Consider the following 19,932-nt stretch of genomic DNA (forward strand, 5'->3'; position numbering starts at 1 on the left):
CACCTTCCTTTCGGTTAAACGCACATTTGCACTTACTGCCCATACAACTGTCCCCAACGTTGCAGCTGTTCCTTAAACTTTTCCCGCACAGATGCAGGTTCTAGGATCTCCGCCGAAGGTCCGTACTGAACCACCCAATTCATAAATTCGCGCTCGTGGTTGACGGTTACTTCGAATAATAAGCTGCCGTCTGGCAGATCGGTCATCTTCGGTCTCACGAACAATTCTTCTTCCTTTACATAGCGGGCGACATCCGGATGGAATTTAATCTTGAAGGTGATTAAGGAATCCCCGCGTTCAATAGACCAGGTGTGTTTCATGTACTGCGCGATGCTGAAATCGCCCTTGTCAAAATGATTTCCTGTCAGCTCTACATGCCGGAAACGGCTGGCGCGAAATGTGCGAATCTCCCGCTTGGCACGACAATAACCGATCAAATAAAACCGCTGATCCCTTGGAACCAGGTAGTACGGATCAATTTCGCGCTCCGTCAATTCATTCCGGCTCTGGGTATGATAAACAGCCCTGATCGTCTTGCAGGCGATAATCGCTTCCATGATGGGCAGCAAAAAGTTGGCATTGTTCTCCCGATAAGCCGGGGTGCCCATTTGGATCATGTCCGCGACATTTTCCAATGTATCGTACCGCTTCCGGGTTTCTTTCACATGCGTAGCCATCACCTTGTCGTAGGCGGATTCAAAGCCTGGAGGCAGTTTGCTGGTGTCCAACACGGAAGGCAGGACAGAAAATACCAACGCTTCCTGTTCCGTGAAATTCAGCGGATACATGGCGAAATTACCGACAAAACGGTACCCTTTCCCATACCCCTCGTTCGTGATCGGTGCGATTAAATCCAATATCCTCAAGTCTCTGTAAATCGTTCGATCCGTTGTCTCACATTTATCTGCCAGCTCTTTGGCTGAAATCCCCGGATTGGCTTGAATGGCAAGTAGCATTTTAAAGAGTCGTATCACTTTATCCGTCATATTATAGCTCCCATCGTGGCATATGGAATGTAAATGGTTATCATATTGGGATTCTACTTTTTACCTAGTTCTTCCTGCCTAGACAAGGAGAAAACACAACGTCCTCTGTCGTTTTGATGATGTACATTTCCTCTATGCCCGGTGTAAGTTCAACAATGGCTGTATCCTTCACGACAAATCGCACCATACCGCAAACATGTTGTTCAAATCGATCATAAATCCGTCCGGCACTCCGGCATCCTTTCGGTACGGTATGCGGACTGTTGGCGACATAACCGATTTTGCCCAATGGGATCATATCCACCTTTATTGCTTCATGGTCATGCGGATTATCCGGGTCTTTGATTAAGTGAACGATTTGACCCGGCTTTAGGAAATCAGCTCCGTAATAGTGCTGCGTGCCCGTAACGGCGACATAGATCATTTGGTCCACTGTACTCACTCCCGTATGTCTTTCCTCCATTATGACGAATCAAAGAGACAAGAGATTGTCAGCGAATGTACGTTCTAATTTTTTTTAACGTGGGGGCATTGACAACAAGTCCTACTATCTTTTATAGTATGAAACATAGGCAGAGTCATAGGCAGAATTTTCCCCTGTTATGCGGGATGCGGAAAGTTCCTCTGCTGAATTCTTAATAGTTCAACTGTTAATGAATATAAGTTTCTGGCATACGCGAAAGGGATCCAATTTTTCCACAGGTAACTGTGGTATTTTGGGTCCCTTTTTTGTTTTTCTATGCCTTTTTGAAAGAGGTAATGTTTATGGGGCTTGTTTCACCTAAGGTAATCAAGTGTTTTAAAGGCAATCATTTTCAACATAATGTTCAATCTGCAATTCGGGCTCTTGCTGCAAGTAAAGAATCAAAAACAAGTGGAATGAATACTTCAAAAGTTAATCATGCTTCAAAACGTTAATAGCACTGTTGTTACCCATTTTCGAAGCGGTAATCTCGACAGTAGCTTTCGACTTCAAAATTTCAATTGCTGACAAGAGTGACTGTTTATGATTATCCCCATAAATGACTCTAATTTTGGTTGGTACTACCTTTGCCACTTTCTCACCTCAGTCTTATTAGCTTTTTGAAATCAAATTAAGGAGGTCCCGACATGGATAAAGATTCCAAAAACGCAATTAATGAATTAATTAGCAACCAGAAGCCACAAAACGAACTGTGGAAAGGAACAGAATTATTTCTGTGGAATGCTTCTTCCACAGAAGAATTTATAAATGGAATAAAAAATCCTCACGATGTGCATCTTACAACTGACGCCGTATGGGACGTTAGTAAGAGCAAAGTGAGGAACATTATGGATACATTATTTAATTATGAAGGTTATGACAACTCCACTGATCTGCCCCACACTAAAGGGAACATCGCTGATTGGTTGTGGGAAAACAGAGTTCAGCCAAGTATCAAATTGGACAAAGTGAAAAATTATTTTAAACGGATTCAGACATCAAAGGCACCGATCGAACTTTACGGCTTCTACGAGGAAGCACTGGAATTTCAACAACAGATCTCTACATACATTAAAAAGCCGATTTGGCAGCTTAACGATCTTGATATTACAGAAATAAACTTTCAGTATTGTCTGAAAAACGTCAATTCAGACATAAAGAAATTCTTGCTCAACCAAATCGCTAAATTGTACTTCCCAGGAAGAAGATTCAATATTGTCAAGCAAAACAAAAGGATCCTCTCTAAACTAGCCGATCATGAACTGCATCCCTATTTGAAAAACTTCAATGACCAAATTCAATCAGAAGGTCGTTCCGGAGGATATATAAAAGATATTAACCGCGACGTAATGTTGTTTTTAAACTGGCTTGTTAACAATTACGCTAGTTTCAATGATTTCTCACCGAATGCAATACCTGTTTGGTTAATCGAAAGAGACCATATTTTAGAGTTTGAAAATTACCTTAAACGTTGCCATTCAAAAGGCCTTTACAGCGAAATAACGGTTAGCAATAAATTCTACTGTGTGATTTCGTTCTTTAAGTATCTGTATGACAACAGAATTATCCCAAAGAATATCGGTTCAATAAGAGGAATATCAGCACAGAGGTATCTTCATCGTGATATCCCCAATAAAGATCAATTATCAGATTTCTTCAATACTATAGCTAGATACTCGGATGATCCTGAGTATGATACAGCTTTTTTTGGATCCTTGCTGCATCTCGGACTACGATTCTGTGAAGCCGAGCGTCTAAATTGGGAAGATATTAATTTTCAAGCAAGGATAATCAAAATCCGGGGTAAGGGCAAAGCTGGGAAACCTGTACCCTTACACTTGCCGAAAAAACTTTATCAATATTTAGAATCCCTATATAAAGTTCGTACGGACGAGAAATCTGTCTTTAAGGGAAGACAATCTAAAAAAGTTTTATACGGAAAAATGTTAGATAAATACAAGTTATACTCTTTGATATCCGGTTGGACATTCCCCGGAGGTCTTCATTTGTTCAGGCACACATTTATCACCAAACTGAGTCTTAGAAAAAACGTACATCCGCAAATCATCAAACGTCTAGCTCGACATACCAGACTTGACACGACCTCAAAGTATTTACATAGGCAAAATCAAGAACTTAATGATGCAATGCAAAAAATCGATTCTATATGGAGATGATTTCATGTTCAAGGTAGAAGGTAACTCACCTGTCGCTAATCTGATGGTCCACTTGCAGAAACTTGCTGCGACCAACAGTCATGATCATATGAGACAAGCTTTAGAAAGAAGCAATCTTATTTTCGTTGAAGAACCAAAGGAACGGAAAGATGTAACGTTTGAGGAAGCCGTAAATTGGTACTTACAAAGCTCTGAATTCGGACGAAAGAGTGAAGCTACTCAAAAGACATATCGTTCTGAATTGAACCAGTTTGTTTCATATGTCGATTCGCTGCCGGAAACTCCATCTTTGCTTTCATTTGAGAAGAATCCCAAAGTACTACTTGATTACCTTAAGCCAGTTAAAACCCAAAATACGCGATCAAAAAAAGCTTCATTTTTAAGGGACTTTTTCACTGTTACCTTCACACGATTCTTTGAAATAGATATTAAAAAGATCAAGGAAACCTTGATAGTTGACGTTGAGTTTGATGAAGATCTTCCAAAGGCTTTTACGAAAGAACAAGTAGAGGAAATTATAAACTTATCGCGGCTGACCAACGATGGTTTTAGAAACTTTGTCATCTTATGGACTTTTCTTGGCAGCGGTATTCGCCTTAACGAGTTGACTCAACTTCAAATCGGGGATATTTGCTATAATTCTCAGAATATAAAAGTTCGTGTTAAGGGGAAAAAGCTTCAAAAAGTTCCTCGGCGGATTACAGCTACATCATTAGAGCTTCTTAGAAAATATGTAAGTTTTAAATACGGGTCACTTAAGAGTCAGCCTAATTATACTGATTTGTATGTTTTTTCAACGGATAAGGGAGTTACCCCTATCAGTGATAGTACAGTCCAAAAGATGTTAGATGGGTTAATTTCTGAGGCACAGACCATTTCTCCAGATGAGAAAGAGCGATTATCTGTCCATTCTTTACGTCATTCTTTCGCATTGTTCGCTTTAGAAGAGGGCGTGGATCTTGTCAGTATTTCGAAACTCCTTGGCCATAAATCATTAAAAACAACAACCATTTATTTGCAACTCTTTAACAGCATGCTTCTACAGGCAATCGAAAAACATCCTTTCGCTCGCTCGTTAGCGGCAAATTTATTTGATTGAGGTGGAGACGGAATGACGCCCTCTGGAATTGTATTCGACTCTATTTATTTTAAAACTTGGAGTGAACACTCTGGCTTAAAGAAACCAGCATGCTCAGCAACCAAAAAGGTTCTCGCCACACTTCAGGAATTTCTTTTGGAGAACGGTTTCGAAGGCAATCTAGATTTTGACCGATTCACATATTATGTTGAATCAAATGATTTTGAACCGATTAACAAATCGTTCATTGATCAATTTGTTCAGTATCTTATATCATCAAATCCAGGGCTTTCAAATAAAACCATTTACAATAAAATTAGTTCATTAAAGAGCTTTTTCAACTTTCTTGATCGAGTAAATATGATAAGCCACAACCCCATGGCCCATTATACAAACAAATATTATGAACGAAATATAAATATTAATTTCTTGACTGAGGTTGAGTGTAAAGACCTCCTGAAAGCAGCCCTTCTAGAGGAGCCCTTCTCCAAATATTACTATCTGTTGATTTGGACAGCCATTACAACCGGACTTAGAAACAATGAAATATGTTGCCTTTCATTTGAGCAGATCAACTTTCAAAATAATATGGTGATAGTTAACAAAGGTCAAAAAACAAATGCTAAGGGGGTCGCCATTCCTGGGTTCCTAGCAAACGAACTGAAACACTTCAGACAATATAAGGAGACCATTGAAGAAGATTTTAGTCCATATGTATTCTCAAGAAAAAAACGTAAACTCTATAATAATCAAATGGTATCTATAGTCAGATCTATATCAGAAAAAGCCGGGATTAATAGAAGGGTCATTCCCCATGATCTCAGAAGAACTACCGGATTTCTGATGCTTAAAAGTGGTGCAAACTTGAGAGCAATTCAACAACAATTAAGGCATGAGTTGTTAGGTACCACGTTGGAGTACCTCCCCATTTCGGTTAGTTTGATATTAGACGAGGATTAAAAAAATGCCCTTCCAATGCTGAATTGGACAGGGCATTCATATCGTTTGTAGGATTAATCTATGGCAGTTAAATGTCTCCAAGCCATCTCGATATGTGTATCTTTAAAGACATTCTTCTTCCTTTCATTCCAGGCTTTAAAATGATCAATCGCAATCTTCACATTATCTCTGGAATCAGGAAAATGCTTAATAATCCAATCGGTCGTAGCTAGCAATTCAAGTCCGTATGGGGTTTCGTAACCTTCAATTATTTGTTTGGTATGCTGAAGCCTTATTTCCGTGCTCCCATCATTTAATTGACTCAGAAAGCCTTCAGCTTCCCTTGTTACTTCAGGTAAAAGATAAATCTCCGCATCCCGATTTCGATCTCCATATCCCCGTATATAATGCCCTTCAAGTCTTTGAAGAACATGATTTAAATTGTCAGCATACGGTCCAAACTGAGCTTTAACAAATCTTAGCTTTAAATCCTCTCCACTCTCTTGCAAAAAGTAAGCAAGTTTCTGTATTTCCAACATTGACAGTTTGTAGCCCGGTGCAGCATAGAGATTCATTAGCATTATAAGTAAGGCTCTAGCACGAGTTAACTTCGGCTTTTCGGTTCCAACACGCATTTTATCAGGCTCAGGACTTCCAATTGGCGGGTAAACCATAAATAAAACCTCAGGAACTTTCAATGCCGCTTCCTCAATTAGTGGCCGAACGTCTTCCCAGTTCAAACCACCATTACCGCAGCCTAATGGAGGGATTGCTACTGATCTAATTCCATACTCCCGAATTATCTCAATAAAATCAATTAATCCAGACTGTATGTCTTCAATCTTTGACTTTCCTTTCCAATGACGCTTTGTTGGAAAGTTAATGATGTATCGAGGATTAAACATAGACCCTGTATCAACAACAAACATTTTACCTGGCATAACCATATTATTTTTGCATGCTTTTTCGTACTCTTTAAAATTATCAGGATAAGCCTGTTTAAATTGAAGTGCTATCCCCTTACCCATTACTCCTACACAATTCACCGTGTTTACTAAAGCCTCGGCCTCGGATTCCAACAAGTTACCTTTCTTATACTCAATCACAAACTCACCACCTTAGTAATACCATTCTCTGCGTACCTCAACAGGTATATTAATCGAGTTATTACGCAAAATTTTAAGTGCCTCACCCTTGTAAGTTTCATTAATTACACCAATTTCAAGTATAGAGTCAATGGGAAAAAACTCAAAAGCCAAGAACTCCGCCTGCCGTTTCCGTTTTCTGTCAGGATATTCAGTAGTATCATACCAATATTGGGATCTCATTATTCCCCAGTCAATTTGCTCTAAATCAACCGGGTCATTGTAAAATTCGGAATAACTCATGATCGCATGTCCATCTGTAAACACGAATGGGATTTTCTCTGATAACACTTGTTGTACCGTTGATACCAAATATATAATTTGATTTTGACCACCTTGATACTGTGGCACATTTCCTTGATTAATTGTATACAACATTGGTGACCGCGGCGCAAAGTAAAAAGGAACATAATCATGTAGATTACCGTATGGATGTATTGGAACTTGTTTTTCCGAGCGTCTAGATTGAATTTGCTCATAAGCAATATTCACGAAAGAGCTTTCGTGCTCGTGTAATTGGTTTATACAAACGAGACCATTATTGTTAAGGATCGAATGTAAATTCCCAATACTCGTTATATGATAAATAAATGTTGGATTCGGCACCATTTAGCTACACTCCATGTCTAATCACGTTAGAGTGTTATTTCGACAAAGGAAATGAATTTCCTCCCAGGTAGCAACAGAATATATGTTCGTATTTATTATATTCGAATGATTTAATCAAGTCAAAAGTTACTGATGATGTTATTCAAAGAATTTAACTCGGAATTACTCCATGTCATCAGAAATATGTAATTCACGTTGACACACATCACATTTAACAATTAGATATGTGCCTAAGCCCGAGGGGATAAAAGTAAAAGCGAATTTAGCCCCGCTTACGTCAACTGCTTTACATTGGTCCCATTGATTAATACTTTTCATGATTTCTTCACTTATTGAAAATGTTATCGCTGTTCTCGATGGTTCATTTTTCTGAGTACAATCACCCATATCGTCTAAATTAGTGTGATCAGGGTTTTTGGGATCAAACTCTCTTTGAACTGCCTTATGTAACTCAACGATTTCTTTAGCAAAGTCAAAAGTATTTAAATAAAAACCCCATATTTCTAAGATATCGTTTGAAAGTCCATCGAACATCATTCTTGCCTCTGCCTCAGAGTAATCCATCTTTTTTAGTTCTTCAATAACACCCATGAAATAATGCTTGTACATTTCACTTTTTGATTTCTCATCTTTCATTTTCCGCAACCCTTTCCGTACCCACAAGTATTCAAAAAGCCACATGCTCTGATGTGGCTTCATAAGTAATAAGCCTTTCTTTAATGCAACACTTATGACATTAGAATCTCGTTCTCGATGCAGCGGGCGGCGAATGTCGCCAGCTTCGTGCCCTTGCCGGTCTGGAAGCTTTCGATCGCCTTGATGAGCCCGATCGTGCCGATCGAGATGAGATCCTCCGCGTCCTCGCCTGTATTGTCGAATTTTTTGACGATGTGCGCGACGAGCCTCAGATTGTGCTCGATGAGCAGATTGCGCGACTGCTGGTTGCCCTCGGCCATCAGCTTCAGATGGCGGAGCTCATCCTCCTCCTGCAACGGCTGCGGAAACGCATTGTTTTTGACATAGGACACAAGCAGGCTGAGCTGCTTGATGAACAGGGCGATTGCGGCAAAAAGTCCAGGCATTTCGGAGGCCACCCCCATGCGGTACTACCGTCTCTGCCAGGGGCAGGCGGTGCAGATGTACGGTTAGTTTATGTGGGCGGCCGCCCAGAAGTGCCTGTACTCCGCCATCGAGCCGCAAAATTAGACATTCGGCGCGCGGTTTCATTCGATCCGGATAAGGGGAGCCGATGGCACTCCCGCCTGCCTGAACCTAAAAAAGGAGCGAAGCGTCGATCGCTTCGCTCCTTGCCGCTGTCGGCGAGCCTTCGACTCTCCCCCCAGCCTGCCGCCGCAATCGGCAGCTTCTTGCAGGCAGCCTCTTACAGCTTGACGAACTGCCCGGTCCGCTGGGACTCGAACGCCGCGAGGATGACCTTCAGCGACTTCAAGCCTTCCTCGCCGGAGATCGCCGGCGGCGTGCCGGTCGAGACGGATTCCAGGAACGCGTCGATGACGCCGCTCGGCACTTGCTTCTCGTTGGTCGCCATGGCGCCGACCTTGTACGTCTGGGTGAGGCCCTCGGTCGGCTCGACGATGACCTCGTCGCCGTCGACGGTGCCGATCTTCATGACGCCGCGCTCGCACCAGAGCACCGTGCTGTTGTCCCCGCCCTTGTACTGCGTCCAGCTGGCGACGAGCGTGCCGATCGCGCCGCTCTTCATGCGCAGCAGGCAGGCGGCGTTGTCGTCCACGTCCGTATCCTTCTTGTCCACCGTGCCGATGAAGCCGGCGACCTCCGCCACCTCATCGTTCAGCAGATAGCGGATGAAGTCCGACTTGTGCACGCCGAGGTCGCCCATCGCGCCCATGACGGCCTCGTCCTTGCGGAAAAACCAGCTGCCCGCGCCGTCGACGCTCCAGCCCTCGGGACCGGGATGGCCGAACGACGTGCGGAACGTCAGCACGCGGCCGAGCTCGCCGGAGTCGAGGATCTCCTTGGCCTTGACATGCGGAGGCATCAGCCGCTGATTGTGGCCGACCATGAGGAAAACGCCGTTCCTGCGCGCCGCCTCGATCATCTGCTCGCCTTCCTCTGCCGTCGCAGCCATCGGCTTCTCGACCAGCACATGCTTGCCCGCGTTCGCGGCAGATATCGCCATCGAGGCATGTAGATGGTTCGGCGTGCACACGCTCACGGCATCGACGTCCTCGCTCGCGAGCAGCTCCTCATAACTGGCGTAAGCCTTGCCGCCGTATTGGTCCGCCATCGCCTGCGCCCGCTCCAGGATCGGATCGGCAAAGGCGACCAGCTCCGCCAGCTCATTCTCGGCATACTCGGGAATATGTCTGCGCTGGGCGATCGCGCCGCAGCCGAAGACCGCGATTTTGATTTTGCTCATCGGATCGGTTCTCCCTTCGGAATTGAAATCGAAATCGAAATTGGAATCAAGCGTTCAAACGGTCAAATAATGGCGTTGCACCCAGGCGTAGCTGTTCGCTACGCTCTCGAGCGGCGGATTTTGGCAATGATCCTGCTCCACGATCAGCCACTGCACGCCCGCTGCCTCGGCCGCCTCGATGACGGCCGGCAGGTCCACGCCGCCTTGTCCGAGCTCCAGCGTCTTCATGCCGCCCTGCTCGTCGAGGGCGAAGTCCTTGAGATGAAGGAGCGGCAGCCGGCCGGCATACTTGCCGATGTACGCCACCGGATCCCGTCCGGCGAACTGCACCCAGCAGACGTCCATCTCGACCTGGACCGCTTCCGGCGCCGTCGCTTGGAACATGGCGTCGAACGCATTCTCCTCGCCGACCTGACCGTGGAACTCAAAGTCATGGTTGTGATAGCCGAAGACCAGTCCCTGCTTGGCCGCCTCGGCGCCGATCGCCTGCAGCTCGGCGAACAGAGCGGTCCAGCCCTCGCCCGTCTGCGGCCGGTCCTCCTCCATCAGATAAGGGCAGATCATGTAGGTCGCGCCGATCGTCTTTAGATAGTCGATCTCCTTCTGCAGGTTCTGGCGCAGCGCGTGCAGCGAGACGTGGCTGCTGAAGCCCTTCAGCCCCAGCTCGTCCAGCGTCGCTTTCATTTCTTCGGCGGAGAGGTCTCCGTATCCTGCGAACTCGACGCCTTGATAGCCGAGCGCCGCCGCCTTGCGCAGCGTGCCCTTGAAATCGGATGCGGTCTCCTCGCGCAGCGTAAACAGCTGCAGGCCGATGCTGATCTTGGTCATGGTGGTCGATCTCCTCTACGGAAAGGATTTTTAGGCTCAGGTTTCATTCTAGGCGATCCCCCTCTAGAATGAACATATACAATTCCGGCAAAACATGAACGATTTGCTTGGAAATCTGAAGACGGAGGCCGTTCCCGGTGGAAACTTCCCTGCTGATCTGCGATTATTCCAGCCATTACAAGCCGTTTCTCCATGATGTGAGGAGCGGCCTGCAGCATTACCTATTTCGCCTGCAGGCCGAAGGCACCTGCGAGGTCAGCTCGGGCGGCGCCTCCTACAGGCTTGCGGGAGGAGACCTGCTCCTGCTTCGGCCCGGCGACGACTACCATCTGAGCATAAGCGAGCCGGCCAAGAAGGGACGGCTGTCGAGCGGAGATTATTATCTGTTCTGCCATGGTCCCTGGATCGACGCCTGGTGGAGCCGCAAAGAGCGCCCGACGGTCAGCCGCGTCGGAGCCGACGAGCAGCTCATTACGCTCTGGCGCAGCCTTCTGCTGGAGAAGCGCCGCCATGCCCTCGACGAGGATGCCGAGCTGAAGGACGCGCTTCTGCGCAGCCTCTGCCTGTATATCGACCGGGCGATCGCCGAAAGCGCGCCGAGCGGGACGCCGGGAACGGCGGCGCTCAAGATCAAGCGGTTCATCGAGGAGCGGGCCTTCTCCACCTTCAAGCTCGAGGAAGCCGCGCGGCATGCCGGACTGAGCCTCTCCCGAGCGGTGAGGCTGTTCAAGGAGCAGTTCGGCAAGACGATGATCCAGTACGCCATCGAGATCCGGCTGCAAGCGGCCGTCGAGCAGATCAAATACGGCGAGCTGAAGCTCGAGCGGATCGCGAAGGCATGCGGCTTCGCCAGCTATTCTTATTTCCACCGCGTCTTTCGGACGCATTTCGGGCTTTCGCCGCTGGAGTACCGTTCGCTTCACCACGAGCGAGGCTCGGGCGGGCCGGTTGGCTCGGGCGGCTCGGCCAGCTCGGGCGGCCCGGTTGGTTCGGGCGGAGAAACCGGGCCGGAATGACCGGTCACGGCACGATAACGTCGACCCTCGCATTTCCATCCTTTTTATAAAAAACACTCAACTTCCCATATCTTCCTGCCGATAATCTTTGGGTTCGATTATAGACAAGGGGAGAGTCCACCGATGGAAACGACCATCCAACCGCTTGACGGAAGCCCGTCCGGCCCGAATCCTTACGCGCCTTATCGCAGCGACGAGCCCGTCAGCGTCAAATCCTGGCTGATCACGCTCGTCATCCTGATGATTCCGATCGTGAACATCGTCATGCTGTTCGTCTGGGCGTTCGGCGACAGCGCCAATCTCAACCGCAAGCATTTCTCGCGCGCCTATCTGCTCTGGGCGCTCATCGGCATCGCATTCTACCTCGTCCTATTCGCGATCTTCGGCGCTGTCATGATCAGCGCGTTGAGCGAAATGCCGGTCTAAAGGAGGAATTTCGACATGAACGCACAGCCTTATTCCGGCTCGGCCCGCGATCCGTATCACGGGGGCGGCTCCAGCTCGGTCATGACGACCGGCAACTGGTTCGTCACCCAGCTGCTCCTGGCGATTCCGATCGTCGGCCTCATCCTGCTCTTCGTATGGGCGTTCGGCGAGAACGCCAACGTCAACAAGCGCAACCTGAGCCGCGCCTACCTGCTGCTTTTCCTGATCCTGATCGGCGTCGGACTCGCCATTTCCATGCTGAGCGCGCTGATCGCAGCGAGCGGAAGCTAGCCGCAAAAAAGCTGCCCTGCCAAGTCGACGGACTTGGCGGAGCAGCTTTTTTTACCCCAAAGAAAGCCTCAGCGCAGAGCGCCTGCGGCCGCCGCTTGCGCCCGCGCGATTCGGCCGCGCAGCCAGACGCTCTCGCGGGCGAGCATGCCGGCGGGGTCTCCGCCGAACCATTCGACCGAGCCGTACAGCTCCGGCTCGCCCGCGGCGAGCTCCAGCAGCGGCTCGTAGTCGATCGCGCCGTCGCCGAGCGCGACCATGCCCTCGCGGCTGCCGCCGGCCGCATAAACGATGTCCGGCCGGAATACGCCGACATGCTCCAGCCGGTCGATGTTCTTGAGATGCACATAGCCGATCCACGGCTTCAGCGCCCGCCAGCAGGCGGACGGCTCGCCTCCCGCCTCCCACAGATGGAGGGCGTCGAAGTTGAGCAGCGCCGCTCCCGGCCGCAGCGCATCGGCCAGCCGCATCATCTCCGCCGCCATCGCCGGCGTGTCGAGCAGCGTCGCCGGATGCGTCTCCAGCAGCAGCTGCACGCCCGCCTCGCGGCAGAGCGCCCCGAGCTCGCAGGCCTGCTCGATGACGACGCGGCGCTCGCCGCCGTCCAGCTCGGCGCTGCCGCGGCTGCCGGCGAAGATGCGCAGCCGCGGAGCCCCGCACCAAAGGGCGCGCTCGATCAGCCGCTGGCAGCTGTCGCAACTCGCGGCGAAGTCGGCCTCCGGCGAGATGTCGACATAATGGCTCACCATCGAGATGCCGAGGCCGTGCGCGCGCAGCCGCGCGAGATCCTCCTCCGCCTGCCGGCGGTTCAGCTCATGGAGCTGGGCGGCGTGGGCGCCCCACAGCTCGATGCCGTCATAGCCGAGCCGGGCAGCCAGCTCCGCCAGCTCGCGGAACGAGACGAGCTGGTGGCGGAACGAGATCGTGCACAGCGCCGTTTTCATGCCGGCACCTCCGCCTGCCCCCGCAGCGGCGGGGCCGGCTCGCCGAGCGCCGCCTGCCGCCAGCCGTCGTACTGGCGCCAGATCTCCTCCTTGATGCCGCGTTCGATCGCGTCGGCTTCGTCGAGGCTTTCAAGCAGCGTCTCGACGAGCGCTTTTTTGCCGGTCATGGCGATCTTCACGGACAAGTAGTGGGCGGTCGAGTACGTCTGGCACAGGTCCTCGATCTGGTTCGCCCACTTCAGGAAGCGGTCGCGCGAGTAGCCGAGCGTATCCTGGAAATACATCAAGGCGTATTCGTAGCCGTACTTGCGGATCGCGAGCACCTTCAGCTGCTTCAGCGCCGGCAGCAGATAGGCGAGCGCCTCCGGCGTGCCGGCTCCGGCCGCTCTCGCCACGATGGCGCGCACCTGCTCCGTCAGCTCGTTGCGCTCCGGCCGGAACGTCTCGCGGAAGTACGCGTCCACGAGCTCCAGGCTCGGCGCGCCCACGGCCTGCGCATCGATCGAGTAGCCGGCCCCGTCCTCGCCCATCGCCAGGATGGCCGCCACGACGTCGTCCTTTTTGGCCTCGCCCTCCCAGCGGAAGTCCGGGTCGAACACGAACCACGTATCGTCGCGATCCGTCTTCGACACCATCAGATAATGAGGAAACGGGCTCATGCTCGCCTTCGTCTCGCGGTCCGGCAGCCGGCTCATGTCGAGCATGACGAGCAGGTAGCGATGCTCCGGCTGCTCCTTCATCAGCTCCAGCAGCCGCTCCACGTTGCGCTCCGGCGAGAGGCCGGGGTCATGCCAGCGCTGCGCGCGCAGGCCGAACAGCCGCTCGTAGTCGTCGAACCGCCGCTGATGCGACAGCCTTTCGGAATGATAGGCGAGGCGGCCGTCGTCCGTCACGTCGAATTCCGCATCCCACACGCCGAAATAAAACGGCCGGTGGTCGGCCTCTCCGCGCCTTTTCACGATCTCGCACAGGCAGCTCATCAGGCAATGGATCTTGATGCTCATGTCAACCCTTCCCTTCCGCTGCGAGCGGGCGCAGCTCCCCCATGAAGTCCAGCACCGATCCGACCGTCGCCAGCGCGCGCGGATCGACCTCCGCATCCGGCACCGCCAGCCCGAGCCGCACCTCGATCCAGACGATCAGCTGCATGACGAGGATGGAGTCCAGCCCCAGGTCCTCGGCGAGCCGCAGCTCGTCGTCCAGCCGCTCCGGCAGCTGTCCGAGGCCGAGGTCCTGCTCCATCAGGCCGCGCAGCCCGCTCCTTCTCGCTTCTCTCGGCATCATGATTCCTCCTCCCGGCGCAGTCGCGCGCGGCTGATCTTGCCCGAGGGCAGCGCGGGCAGGCTGGAGACGAGCGCGATCGCGGCCGGCACCTGGTAGGCGGGCAAAAGCCTGCGGCAAGCCTCGCGGATCGCCTCCTCGCCGACGCTGCCGTCGGCGACGACGCGCGCGCTCACGCGCTCGCCCATGACCGGATGACGGCTGCCGTAGACGACCGCCTCGCGCACGCCGGCCACCTGCAGCAGCGCCCGCTCGACCGCGGCCGGATACACCTTGCGTCCGCCGATGTTGATGACGTCGTCGGCGCGGGCGACGAGCCGCAGCCCGCCGTCTTCGGCGCGGTAGGCCAGATCGCCGGTGCGGAACTCCGCTTGCGCGGCGGCAGCTCCGCGCTCCGGGAGGCGTCCTCCCGGATCCGGAAGCACGATCCCGTCCGGACGACGCTCGCCGCTTCTCTTCTCCGCCGCAGACAGCGGCCGCCAGGATGCGCCGACCCCGCGCCCGTATTCGCCGGAGCTCGCGGCAAGCGGCCCCCGGCGGCGCAGCGTCAGCTCCGCCGGCTCGTCCGGGCCGCCGCCCGCCCGCGCCTCGAAGCGGCCGAGCTCGGTCCCGATGTCCTGCACGCCGGCCATGCGGGCCGACAGCGAGACGCAGCCGAGCTCGGTGCAGCCGTACTGCTGCATCAGCGTATCCGCCTGGGCTTGCAGCCGCTTGAACAGCGGCTCCGTCATCGGCGCGCCGGAGGAGAGCAGCCTGTGGAAGCGCATGCCCTCTCCCGCGAGCGACGAAATCAGATGGAACAGCAGCGGCACGCCGTAGACGAGATGGCGCGGATGCTCGCGCAGCGCGGCCAGCATCGCCTTCGGATTGCGGGCCGGAGCGAGCACCGGCTCGGCTCCCCGCGCCAGCGTGGCGACGACGCCGCACAGCAGCCCGAACGAATGCGACACCGGCGCGAGCACGACCGTTGTCAGGCCGCTGTCCGCCCCCGCGCCGGCCTGCTCGAGCGCCCGGTTGTAGTCGGCCGTCTCCTCGGCGATCTCGGCCCATGTCCGCCGCAGCAGCTTGGAGCGGCCGGTCGTGCCGGACGAGTGCTGGAGCAGCGACGGCTCCCAGGGCGTCCGCTCCTGCGGCTGCGGACCGGCCAGGAACTGCTCCGCGCGGCCGTAGACGAGGCCGCAGCAGCCGCTCTCGAGCGAGGTCTCGAACGCCGCGTCCAGCGGCATGTCCTCGCTCAGCAGCAGCGCGGACCCGCCTTCCTCCCGCAAATAGAGCGCGAGCGCGGCCGTTTCCTCGCGGCTTTCGAGGCATAGCGCGTACAGCCTCCCCGACGGCCGCGCGAGATGCGGCAGCCGGCGGAAGCCGGACCAATGCGATTCAAATCGGCTGGACATGGAGCATCGCCTTCCTTTCCTGAATTCGGCTGCGGGCGGCCAGCAGCGGGTTCGGAGCCTCGTGGCAGTAGGTCACCGTCGGATCGGGGAACAGGCGGCCCTTGGTCAGCGCCTCGACCTGGCAGAGCGGACGGAACAGGCTGAACGCCTCCATCCGCTCCGCAGGCTGCGGGAAGCGCTCGAAATGCGCGTCCAGCAGCTCTGCCGCCAGCTCCCAGAACGCCTCCTCCGCGAAGCCGTGGCGGCGCTCCAGCATCCAGCTCAGCTCGCCGAGGTTGAACAGCAGCAGCGCGTCCAGCAGCGTATCGCGCACAGCCGCCGGATCGTCCTGCTCGAACAGCGCGTTCGGCGCGGCGAGGCGGAAGTTCTCGTGGATCGAGCGGTAGTCTGGAACCGTCTGCGGCTCGGCCAGCAGCGGCGGATGGTAGTAGAAGCCTTCGTGCACGTCCTTGAGCGCGGCTCGCTCCGGCCAGCCGCCGCGATGCAGCAGCGCCATGTTCTGGCCGTGCGATTCCAGCGCGACGCCATGGACGACGAGCAGATGCGCGGCCGGCAGCAGCGACACCTCCAGCAGCCGGCGCACCCAGCGCTCGGCGCCGTAGCGCTCCAGCCAGGGGCCGACGAACGTGCCGCGCGCATCCTCCGCGAACAAAGCGTTGAACGGCGCGGCCTGCTCGCCCTCCTCCAGCTTCGGCTCCAGCGACTCGCGCCAGAGGCAGGCGAGCACGCCGTAGATGTCCGGCTCGACGCTCTCGTCCGCCGGCGGCGGATCGTAGACGACGCCGGCGAATTCCTCCAGCAGCACGAGCCTCGCCTCGTCGCGCAGATAGGCGTCCCGCCCGATCATGCCGCTCAGCCAGCGCGACGTCTGCGGCGCGCTCGCCACCGAATGCGGACTGAGATAGCGCGAGGCCGACGTGTTGACGAGGCTCATCGCCAGCTTGGCGTACGGCCTTTCGGGCCGGGACCGGTTCGTCATCGTGCGGATCGACTGCTGCGGCGCATAGAGGTCTCCGCCCTCGCCCAGCAGCACGACCGTGCCCTCGCGGATGCAGTCCGCCAGCGCCCGCGCGATCTGACGCCGCCATTGCCAAGGATGGACCGGCAGCAGCGCGTAGGCGTCCGGATCATGCCCGAGCCCGCGCAGCTTGGAGCGGAACGCCTCCAGCGTCTCCTCCCCCAGCTCCTCGCGGGCGAGGCTCTCCAGCGTCCGCTCCGGCGCGCAGGCAAGATGCAGCCAGCCGTCGTCCCGCACCGCCGCCCACAGCAGCCGCAGCTGCGGGCGATATTCCGGCCCGTAGCGGAAGTTGTCGGCGTAGTCGAAGCCGACCCGCGACTTGTACGAGGGATGATAAGGATGGCCCTCGCCGAGCGCCGTCTCCAGCTCGCCGTACGGCAGCTCGCGGAGCTCGGCGACCGGCGAAGGATGCAGGCAGCGATAGACGGCGTCCTTGAGGCGCGTCTCCTCCAGCTCGCGGATGAACGCGGCGAGGCTGTCCGGCTCGACCTCCGTGCCGCGCAGCAGCTCCGCCATCATCATGCCGAGCGGCGTTCCCTCCGCCGTGCCGCCGGCCGATCTGCGGCGCACCGGCCCGTCCAGCCGGATGCGGCCGAACGTCGCCGTCCGCCGCCCCTCCGCTTCATAGCGGACGGGGGCGCCGTCCCGGTCCGCTGCCCGCAGCGCGAACCTTAGCCGCCCGCGTCCTGCCGCGCCTTCTCCTTCCGCATGTCCTGCCGCCTCCAGCTCCTCGAACGGCACGAGCCGCTCGAACAGCATCGACTCGACCAGCTGGCGGCGCATCCGCTCGCCGACCTCGTCGTAAGCGGCGGAGCGCAGCGCCCGCTGCACGAGCTCGTCCTGCGGCATCGGCTCGTCCTGCGTCGATCGTTCGTCCTTCTGCACGAGCTCGCCCTGCCCGGACGGCTCGTCCTGCGTCGATCGTTCGTTCTTCCGCACGAGCTCGTCCTGCCGCGTTCTTTCCTCCCGCCTGTCCGGCCTCATGAAGCTCCTCCTCCCATCGCTTCGGCAAGCGCCCGGCGCCCGCCGCTCCTTCGTCCGAGCCCTGCCGCGGCGAGCAGCGGATTGGGGATCGGCACATAGACCGACTGCCGCTCCAGCGGCAGCTCCAGCTCGTCCATGTCATGGAGCCGCGTCAGCAGATTGCCTTTGCACGGCAGCTCCTCCGCCTGCAGCAGCCGCTCGAGGAAGCGCGAGCCCTCCCGGTCCAGCGGACGGAACGCTTCCAGCTCCCGCCGGATGTCCAGCAGCAGCTCCTCCTCCTTCGCCAAGCCCTCGACGCCGAACGCGCCGACGAGGCCGAACAGATGGTTGACCATCAAATAGTAGATCAGATGCTCGTCCGTCACCTCGTCGGCGTACACGTCGCCGCTCTTGCTGCCGATGCCCGGCAGCTCGCGCTCGAGCGCGCCGAGCATGGAGCGGCTGAAATAATAGCCCTGGTTGTCGCGGAACCAGTACCGCACCGGCCAGCCGTCGCCGTCCAGCTCGACGAGGCTGTTCTGCATATGGGCTTCGAGCGCGATGCCGTACGCGAGATGCAGCCGGACGAGCGGCCGCAGCGACAGCTCGAGATAGCGGCGGAACCAGCGCCTCGACGCCTCGGCCTCGGCGAGGCCCGTCCGCTCGGCGAGCCGGCCGATCAGGCGGCCGAGCGGCGAGCGCCGGCCCGGCAGCGCCTCCTGGGCGAGCGCGGCGAGCGTGACGGCGCGGCAGGAGCCGCCGCTGCGGAACGGATTGTCCCGCAGCACGACCTCGAAGCCGCTCGCCGGCCCCTCTTCCTCCCCGAGCGTCGCGTAGGCCGGATCCGTCATGACCGCGAAGCCGGGGTACGCCCGGCAAGCCTCGCCGATGCGCGTATCGAGCAGCCGCCGAATCTCGATGCCGCTTTCCAGCTCGTTGATCTTCATCACCCGCAGCGAGTTGGTCAGCTTCACCCGCAGCGAGAACTTCAGCATGTAGGCGGCATCCGGATGATACACCGTGCGGACGGAGGAGGTCGGAAAATACTCTCTGCCCCCCGGCCCCAGGCTCCGCAGCAGCCCGCGCTCCAGCCAGTCCTGCGTGCGCGGCTGCTCCAGCAGCCAGCGCGCCTGCAGCGGATGCACCGGCAGCATCGTCCAGCCGGCTTCGGCGCAGCGCTTCTTGAGCTCCGGCGCGGCCTCGGGATCGGCCAGCAGCTCGCCGCGCAGCAGCTCCGAGGCCGGGCTGCCGGCAGCCGACCGCTCCTTGACGATCGACCGATGCGCCTGAAAATAATGCAGCCGGAAGCGCCCGCCGAGCTCGGGGCAGTAGACGCCCGCTTCCGCGCCGCTCATGCCTTGGCGGCTTTTCGGCGTCGGATGGAAGCCGTGGCCGAAGACGAGCGACTGCTCGGCGGACAGGAAGTCGTTCCCGCCGGACTCCGGCTCCGGCCGGGCGAGCGCGGCGGCGACGATCTCCTCCACGTTGCGGCAGCTCTGGATGATGCGCAGCAGCAGCTCGTCGCGTCGCGCGAGGCCCGGCCTCGTCAGCGCCAGCTCCTGCACGAGCAGCGCCGACGCCGTGATGTAGTCGGCCTCCGCCAGCGCGCCGCCGAGCTCCGGCCGGTACCAGGCCTTGCCGCTGGCCGCATGCCGGCCGGTCGGCGAATGGTAGTCCAGCCCGACCCACAGCACGATGCCTTGCGCGCTCAGCCGCAGCTCCAGCATGCCGGCCCGGCCCGGCTGCGCGCCGGCCGGCGTTTCCTGCGGCAGCCGCAGCTCGGCGTCCGCTCCCGCCTCGCGGGCATAACAGTTGACCATCGCCTGCAGAGCTGTCCGCTCCGCGACCGATTTGGCCTCGTTCATAATAGACCCCCTTGTTCAACTTATTCAGGCATCCGCTTTGGTCGGGCGGCTTGCCAGGATCAGGAAGGAACGATTATAATAATGATAATCATTCTCATTAAATCCACAAAA

General features: G+C 55.5%; 19 protein-coding genes and 1 pseudogene. 6 read left to right on the forward strand and 14 right to left on the reverse strand.

Going from position 1 to position 19,932, the window contains the following annotated elements:
- Positions 1-32: 32 nt before the first annotated feature.
- Positions 33-986: a helix-turn-helix transcriptional regulator gene (locus B8V81_RS05135; RefSeq protein WP_028597587.1), complete on the reverse strand. Its 954-nt coding sequence runs from the start codon at positions 984-986 to the stop codon at positions 33-35.
- Between the two features lie 64 nt (positions 987-1,050).
- The gene (locus B8V81_RS05140) at positions 1,051-1,410 is read right to left on the reverse strand and encodes an HIRAN domain-containing protein (protein ID WP_043110905.1); all 360 of its coding nucleotides are present in this window, start codon (positions 1,408-1,410) and stop codon (positions 1,051-1,053) included.
- Between the two features lie 686 nt (positions 1,411-2,096).
- On the opposite strand from B8V81_RS05140, the gene B8V81_RS05145 reads away from it, so the two are divergent.
- Genes B8V81_RS05145 through B8V81_RS05155 form a run of 3 tightly spaced genes read left to right on the forward strand, consistent with a single transcriptional unit; the run spans position 2,097 to position 5,664 of the window.
- On the forward strand, positions 2,097-3,626 hold the full coding sequence (locus B8V81_RS05145; protein ID WP_084136582.1) for a tyrosine-type recombinase/integrase: 1,530 nt from the start codon (positions 2,097-2,099) through the stop codon (positions 3,624-3,626).
- Between the two features lie 4 nt (positions 3,627-3,630).
- Complete coding sequence (locus B8V81_RS05150; RefSeq protein WP_164820096.1) at positions 3,631-4,725, forward strand: tyrosine-type recombinase/integrase; 1,095 nt, start codon at positions 3,631-3,633, stop codon at positions 4,723-4,725.
- A gap of 12 nt (positions 4,726-4,737) precedes the next feature.
- A complete protein-coding gene (locus B8V81_RS05155) occupies positions 4,738-5,664 on the forward strand; it encodes a tyrosine-type recombinase/integrase (RefSeq protein ID WP_084136575.1) in 927 nt (308 codons plus the stop codon).
- A gap of 53 nt (positions 5,665-5,717) precedes the next feature.
- On the opposite strand, the gene darG is transcribed toward B8V81_RS05155, so the two are convergent.
- From darG to B8V81_RS05180, 6 genes and pseudogenes are all read right to left on the reverse strand, one after another.
- Positions 5,718-6,749: a type II toxin-antitoxin system antitoxin DNA ADP-ribosyl glycohydrolase DarG gene (darG, locus tag B8V81_RS05160; RefSeq protein ID WP_052332962.1), complete on the reverse strand. Its 1,032-nt coding sequence runs from the start codon at positions 6,747-6,749 to the stop codon at positions 5,718-5,720.
- Between the two features lie 12 nt (positions 6,750-6,761).
- Entirely contained in the window at positions 6,762-7,397 is a 636-nt protein-coding gene (darT, locus tag B8V81_RS05165; RefSeq protein WP_052332961.1) for a type II toxin-antitoxin system toxin DNA ADP-ribosyl transferase DarT, read from the reverse strand.
- A gap of 162 nt (positions 7,398-7,559) precedes the next feature.
- Positions 7,560-8,033: a hypothetical protein gene (locus B8V81_RS24705; protein WP_127464326.1), complete on the reverse strand. Its 474-nt coding sequence runs from the start codon at positions 8,031-8,033 to the stop codon at positions 7,560-7,562.
- Between the two features lie 98 nt (positions 8,034-8,131).
- Positions 8,132-8,479 (reverse strand): annotated as a pseudogene (locus tag B8V81_RS05170) (sigma-70 family RNA polymerase sigma factor); the annotation flags it as partial.
- 299 nt (positions 8,480-8,778) lie between these two features.
- A complete protein-coding gene (locus B8V81_RS05175) occupies positions 8,779-9,798 on the reverse strand; it encodes a Gfo/Idh/MocA family protein (RefSeq protein ID WP_101807898.1) in 1,020 nt (339 codons plus the stop codon).
- Positions 9,799-9,852: 54 nt separating this feature from the next.
- Positions 9,853-10,626: a sugar phosphate isomerase/epimerase family protein gene (locus B8V81_RS05180; RefSeq protein WP_101807899.1), complete on the reverse strand. Its 774-nt coding sequence runs from the start codon at positions 10,624-10,626 to the stop codon at positions 9,853-9,855.
- 137 nt (positions 10,627-10,763) lie between these two features.
- On the opposite strand from B8V81_RS05180, the gene B8V81_RS05185 reads away from it, so the two are divergent.
- From B8V81_RS05185 to B8V81_RS05195, 3 genes are all read left to right on the forward strand, one after another.
- On the forward strand, positions 10,764-11,642 hold the full coding sequence (locus tag B8V81_RS05185; protein ID WP_101807900.1) for a helix-turn-helix transcriptional regulator: 879 nt from the start codon (positions 10,764-10,766) through the stop codon (positions 11,640-11,642).
- A 123-nt stretch (positions 11,643-11,765) separates the two neighbouring features.
- Positions 11,766-12,068, forward strand: coding sequence for a hypothetical protein (locus B8V81_RS05190; protein WP_219623309.1), 303 nt, complete (start codon positions 11,766-11,768; stop codon positions 12,066-12,068).
- Between the two features lie 15 nt (positions 12,069-12,083).
- On the forward strand, positions 12,084-12,359 hold the full coding sequence (locus B8V81_RS05195) for a hypothetical protein (RefSeq protein WP_101807901.1): 276 nt from the start codon (positions 12,084-12,086) through the stop codon (positions 12,357-12,359).
- Between the two features lie 68 nt (positions 12,360-12,427).
- On the opposite strand, the gene B8V81_RS05200 is transcribed toward B8V81_RS05195, so the two are convergent.
- The 6 genes from B8V81_RS05200 to B8V81_RS05225 are packed head-to-tail and all read right to left on the reverse strand — an operon-like array spanning position 12,428 to position 19,821.
- On the reverse strand, positions 12,428-13,300 hold the full coding sequence (locus B8V81_RS05200; protein ID WP_101807902.1) for a sugar phosphate isomerase/epimerase family protein: 873 nt from the start codon (positions 13,298-13,300) through the stop codon (positions 12,428-12,430).
- On the reverse strand, positions 13,297-14,304 hold the full coding sequence (locus tag B8V81_RS05205) for a DUF6005 family protein (protein WP_101807903.1): 1,008 nt from the start codon (positions 14,302-14,304) through the stop codon (positions 13,297-13,299). The genes B8V81_RS05200 and B8V81_RS05205 overlap by 4 nt, the downstream gene beginning before the upstream one ends.
- Position 14,305: 1 nt before the next feature.
- A complete protein-coding gene (locus B8V81_RS05210; protein ID WP_339280068.1) occupies positions 14,306-14,542 on the reverse strand; it encodes a phosphopantetheine-binding protein in 237 nt (78 codons plus the stop codon).
- Between the two features lie 38 nt (positions 14,543-14,580).
- The gene (locus tag B8V81_RS05215) at positions 14,581-15,975 is read right to left on the reverse strand and encodes an AMP-binding protein (RefSeq protein WP_028597580.1); all 1,395 of its coding nucleotides are present in this window, start codon (positions 15,973-15,975) and stop codon (positions 14,581-14,583) included.
- Positions 15,959-17,977, reverse strand: coding sequence for an IucA/IucC family protein (locus tag B8V81_RS05220; RefSeq protein WP_052332959.1), 2,019 nt, complete (start codon positions 17,975-17,977; stop codon positions 15,959-15,961). Before B8V81_RS05220 ends, B8V81_RS05215 begins: the two co-directional genes overlap by 17 nt.
- A complete protein-coding gene (locus B8V81_RS05225; protein ID WP_052332958.1) occupies positions 17,974-19,821 on the reverse strand; it encodes an IucA/IucC family protein in 1,848 nt (615 codons plus the stop codon). Before B8V81_RS05225 ends, B8V81_RS05220 begins: the two co-directional genes overlap by 4 nt.
- Between the last annotated feature and the right edge of the window lie 111 nt (positions 19,822-19,932).

Source organism: Paenibacillus pasadenensis (assembly GCF_002864175.1).
GTDB lineage: Bacteria > Bacillota > Bacilli > Paenibacillales > Paenibacillaceae > Paenibacillus_O > Paenibacillus_O pasadenensis.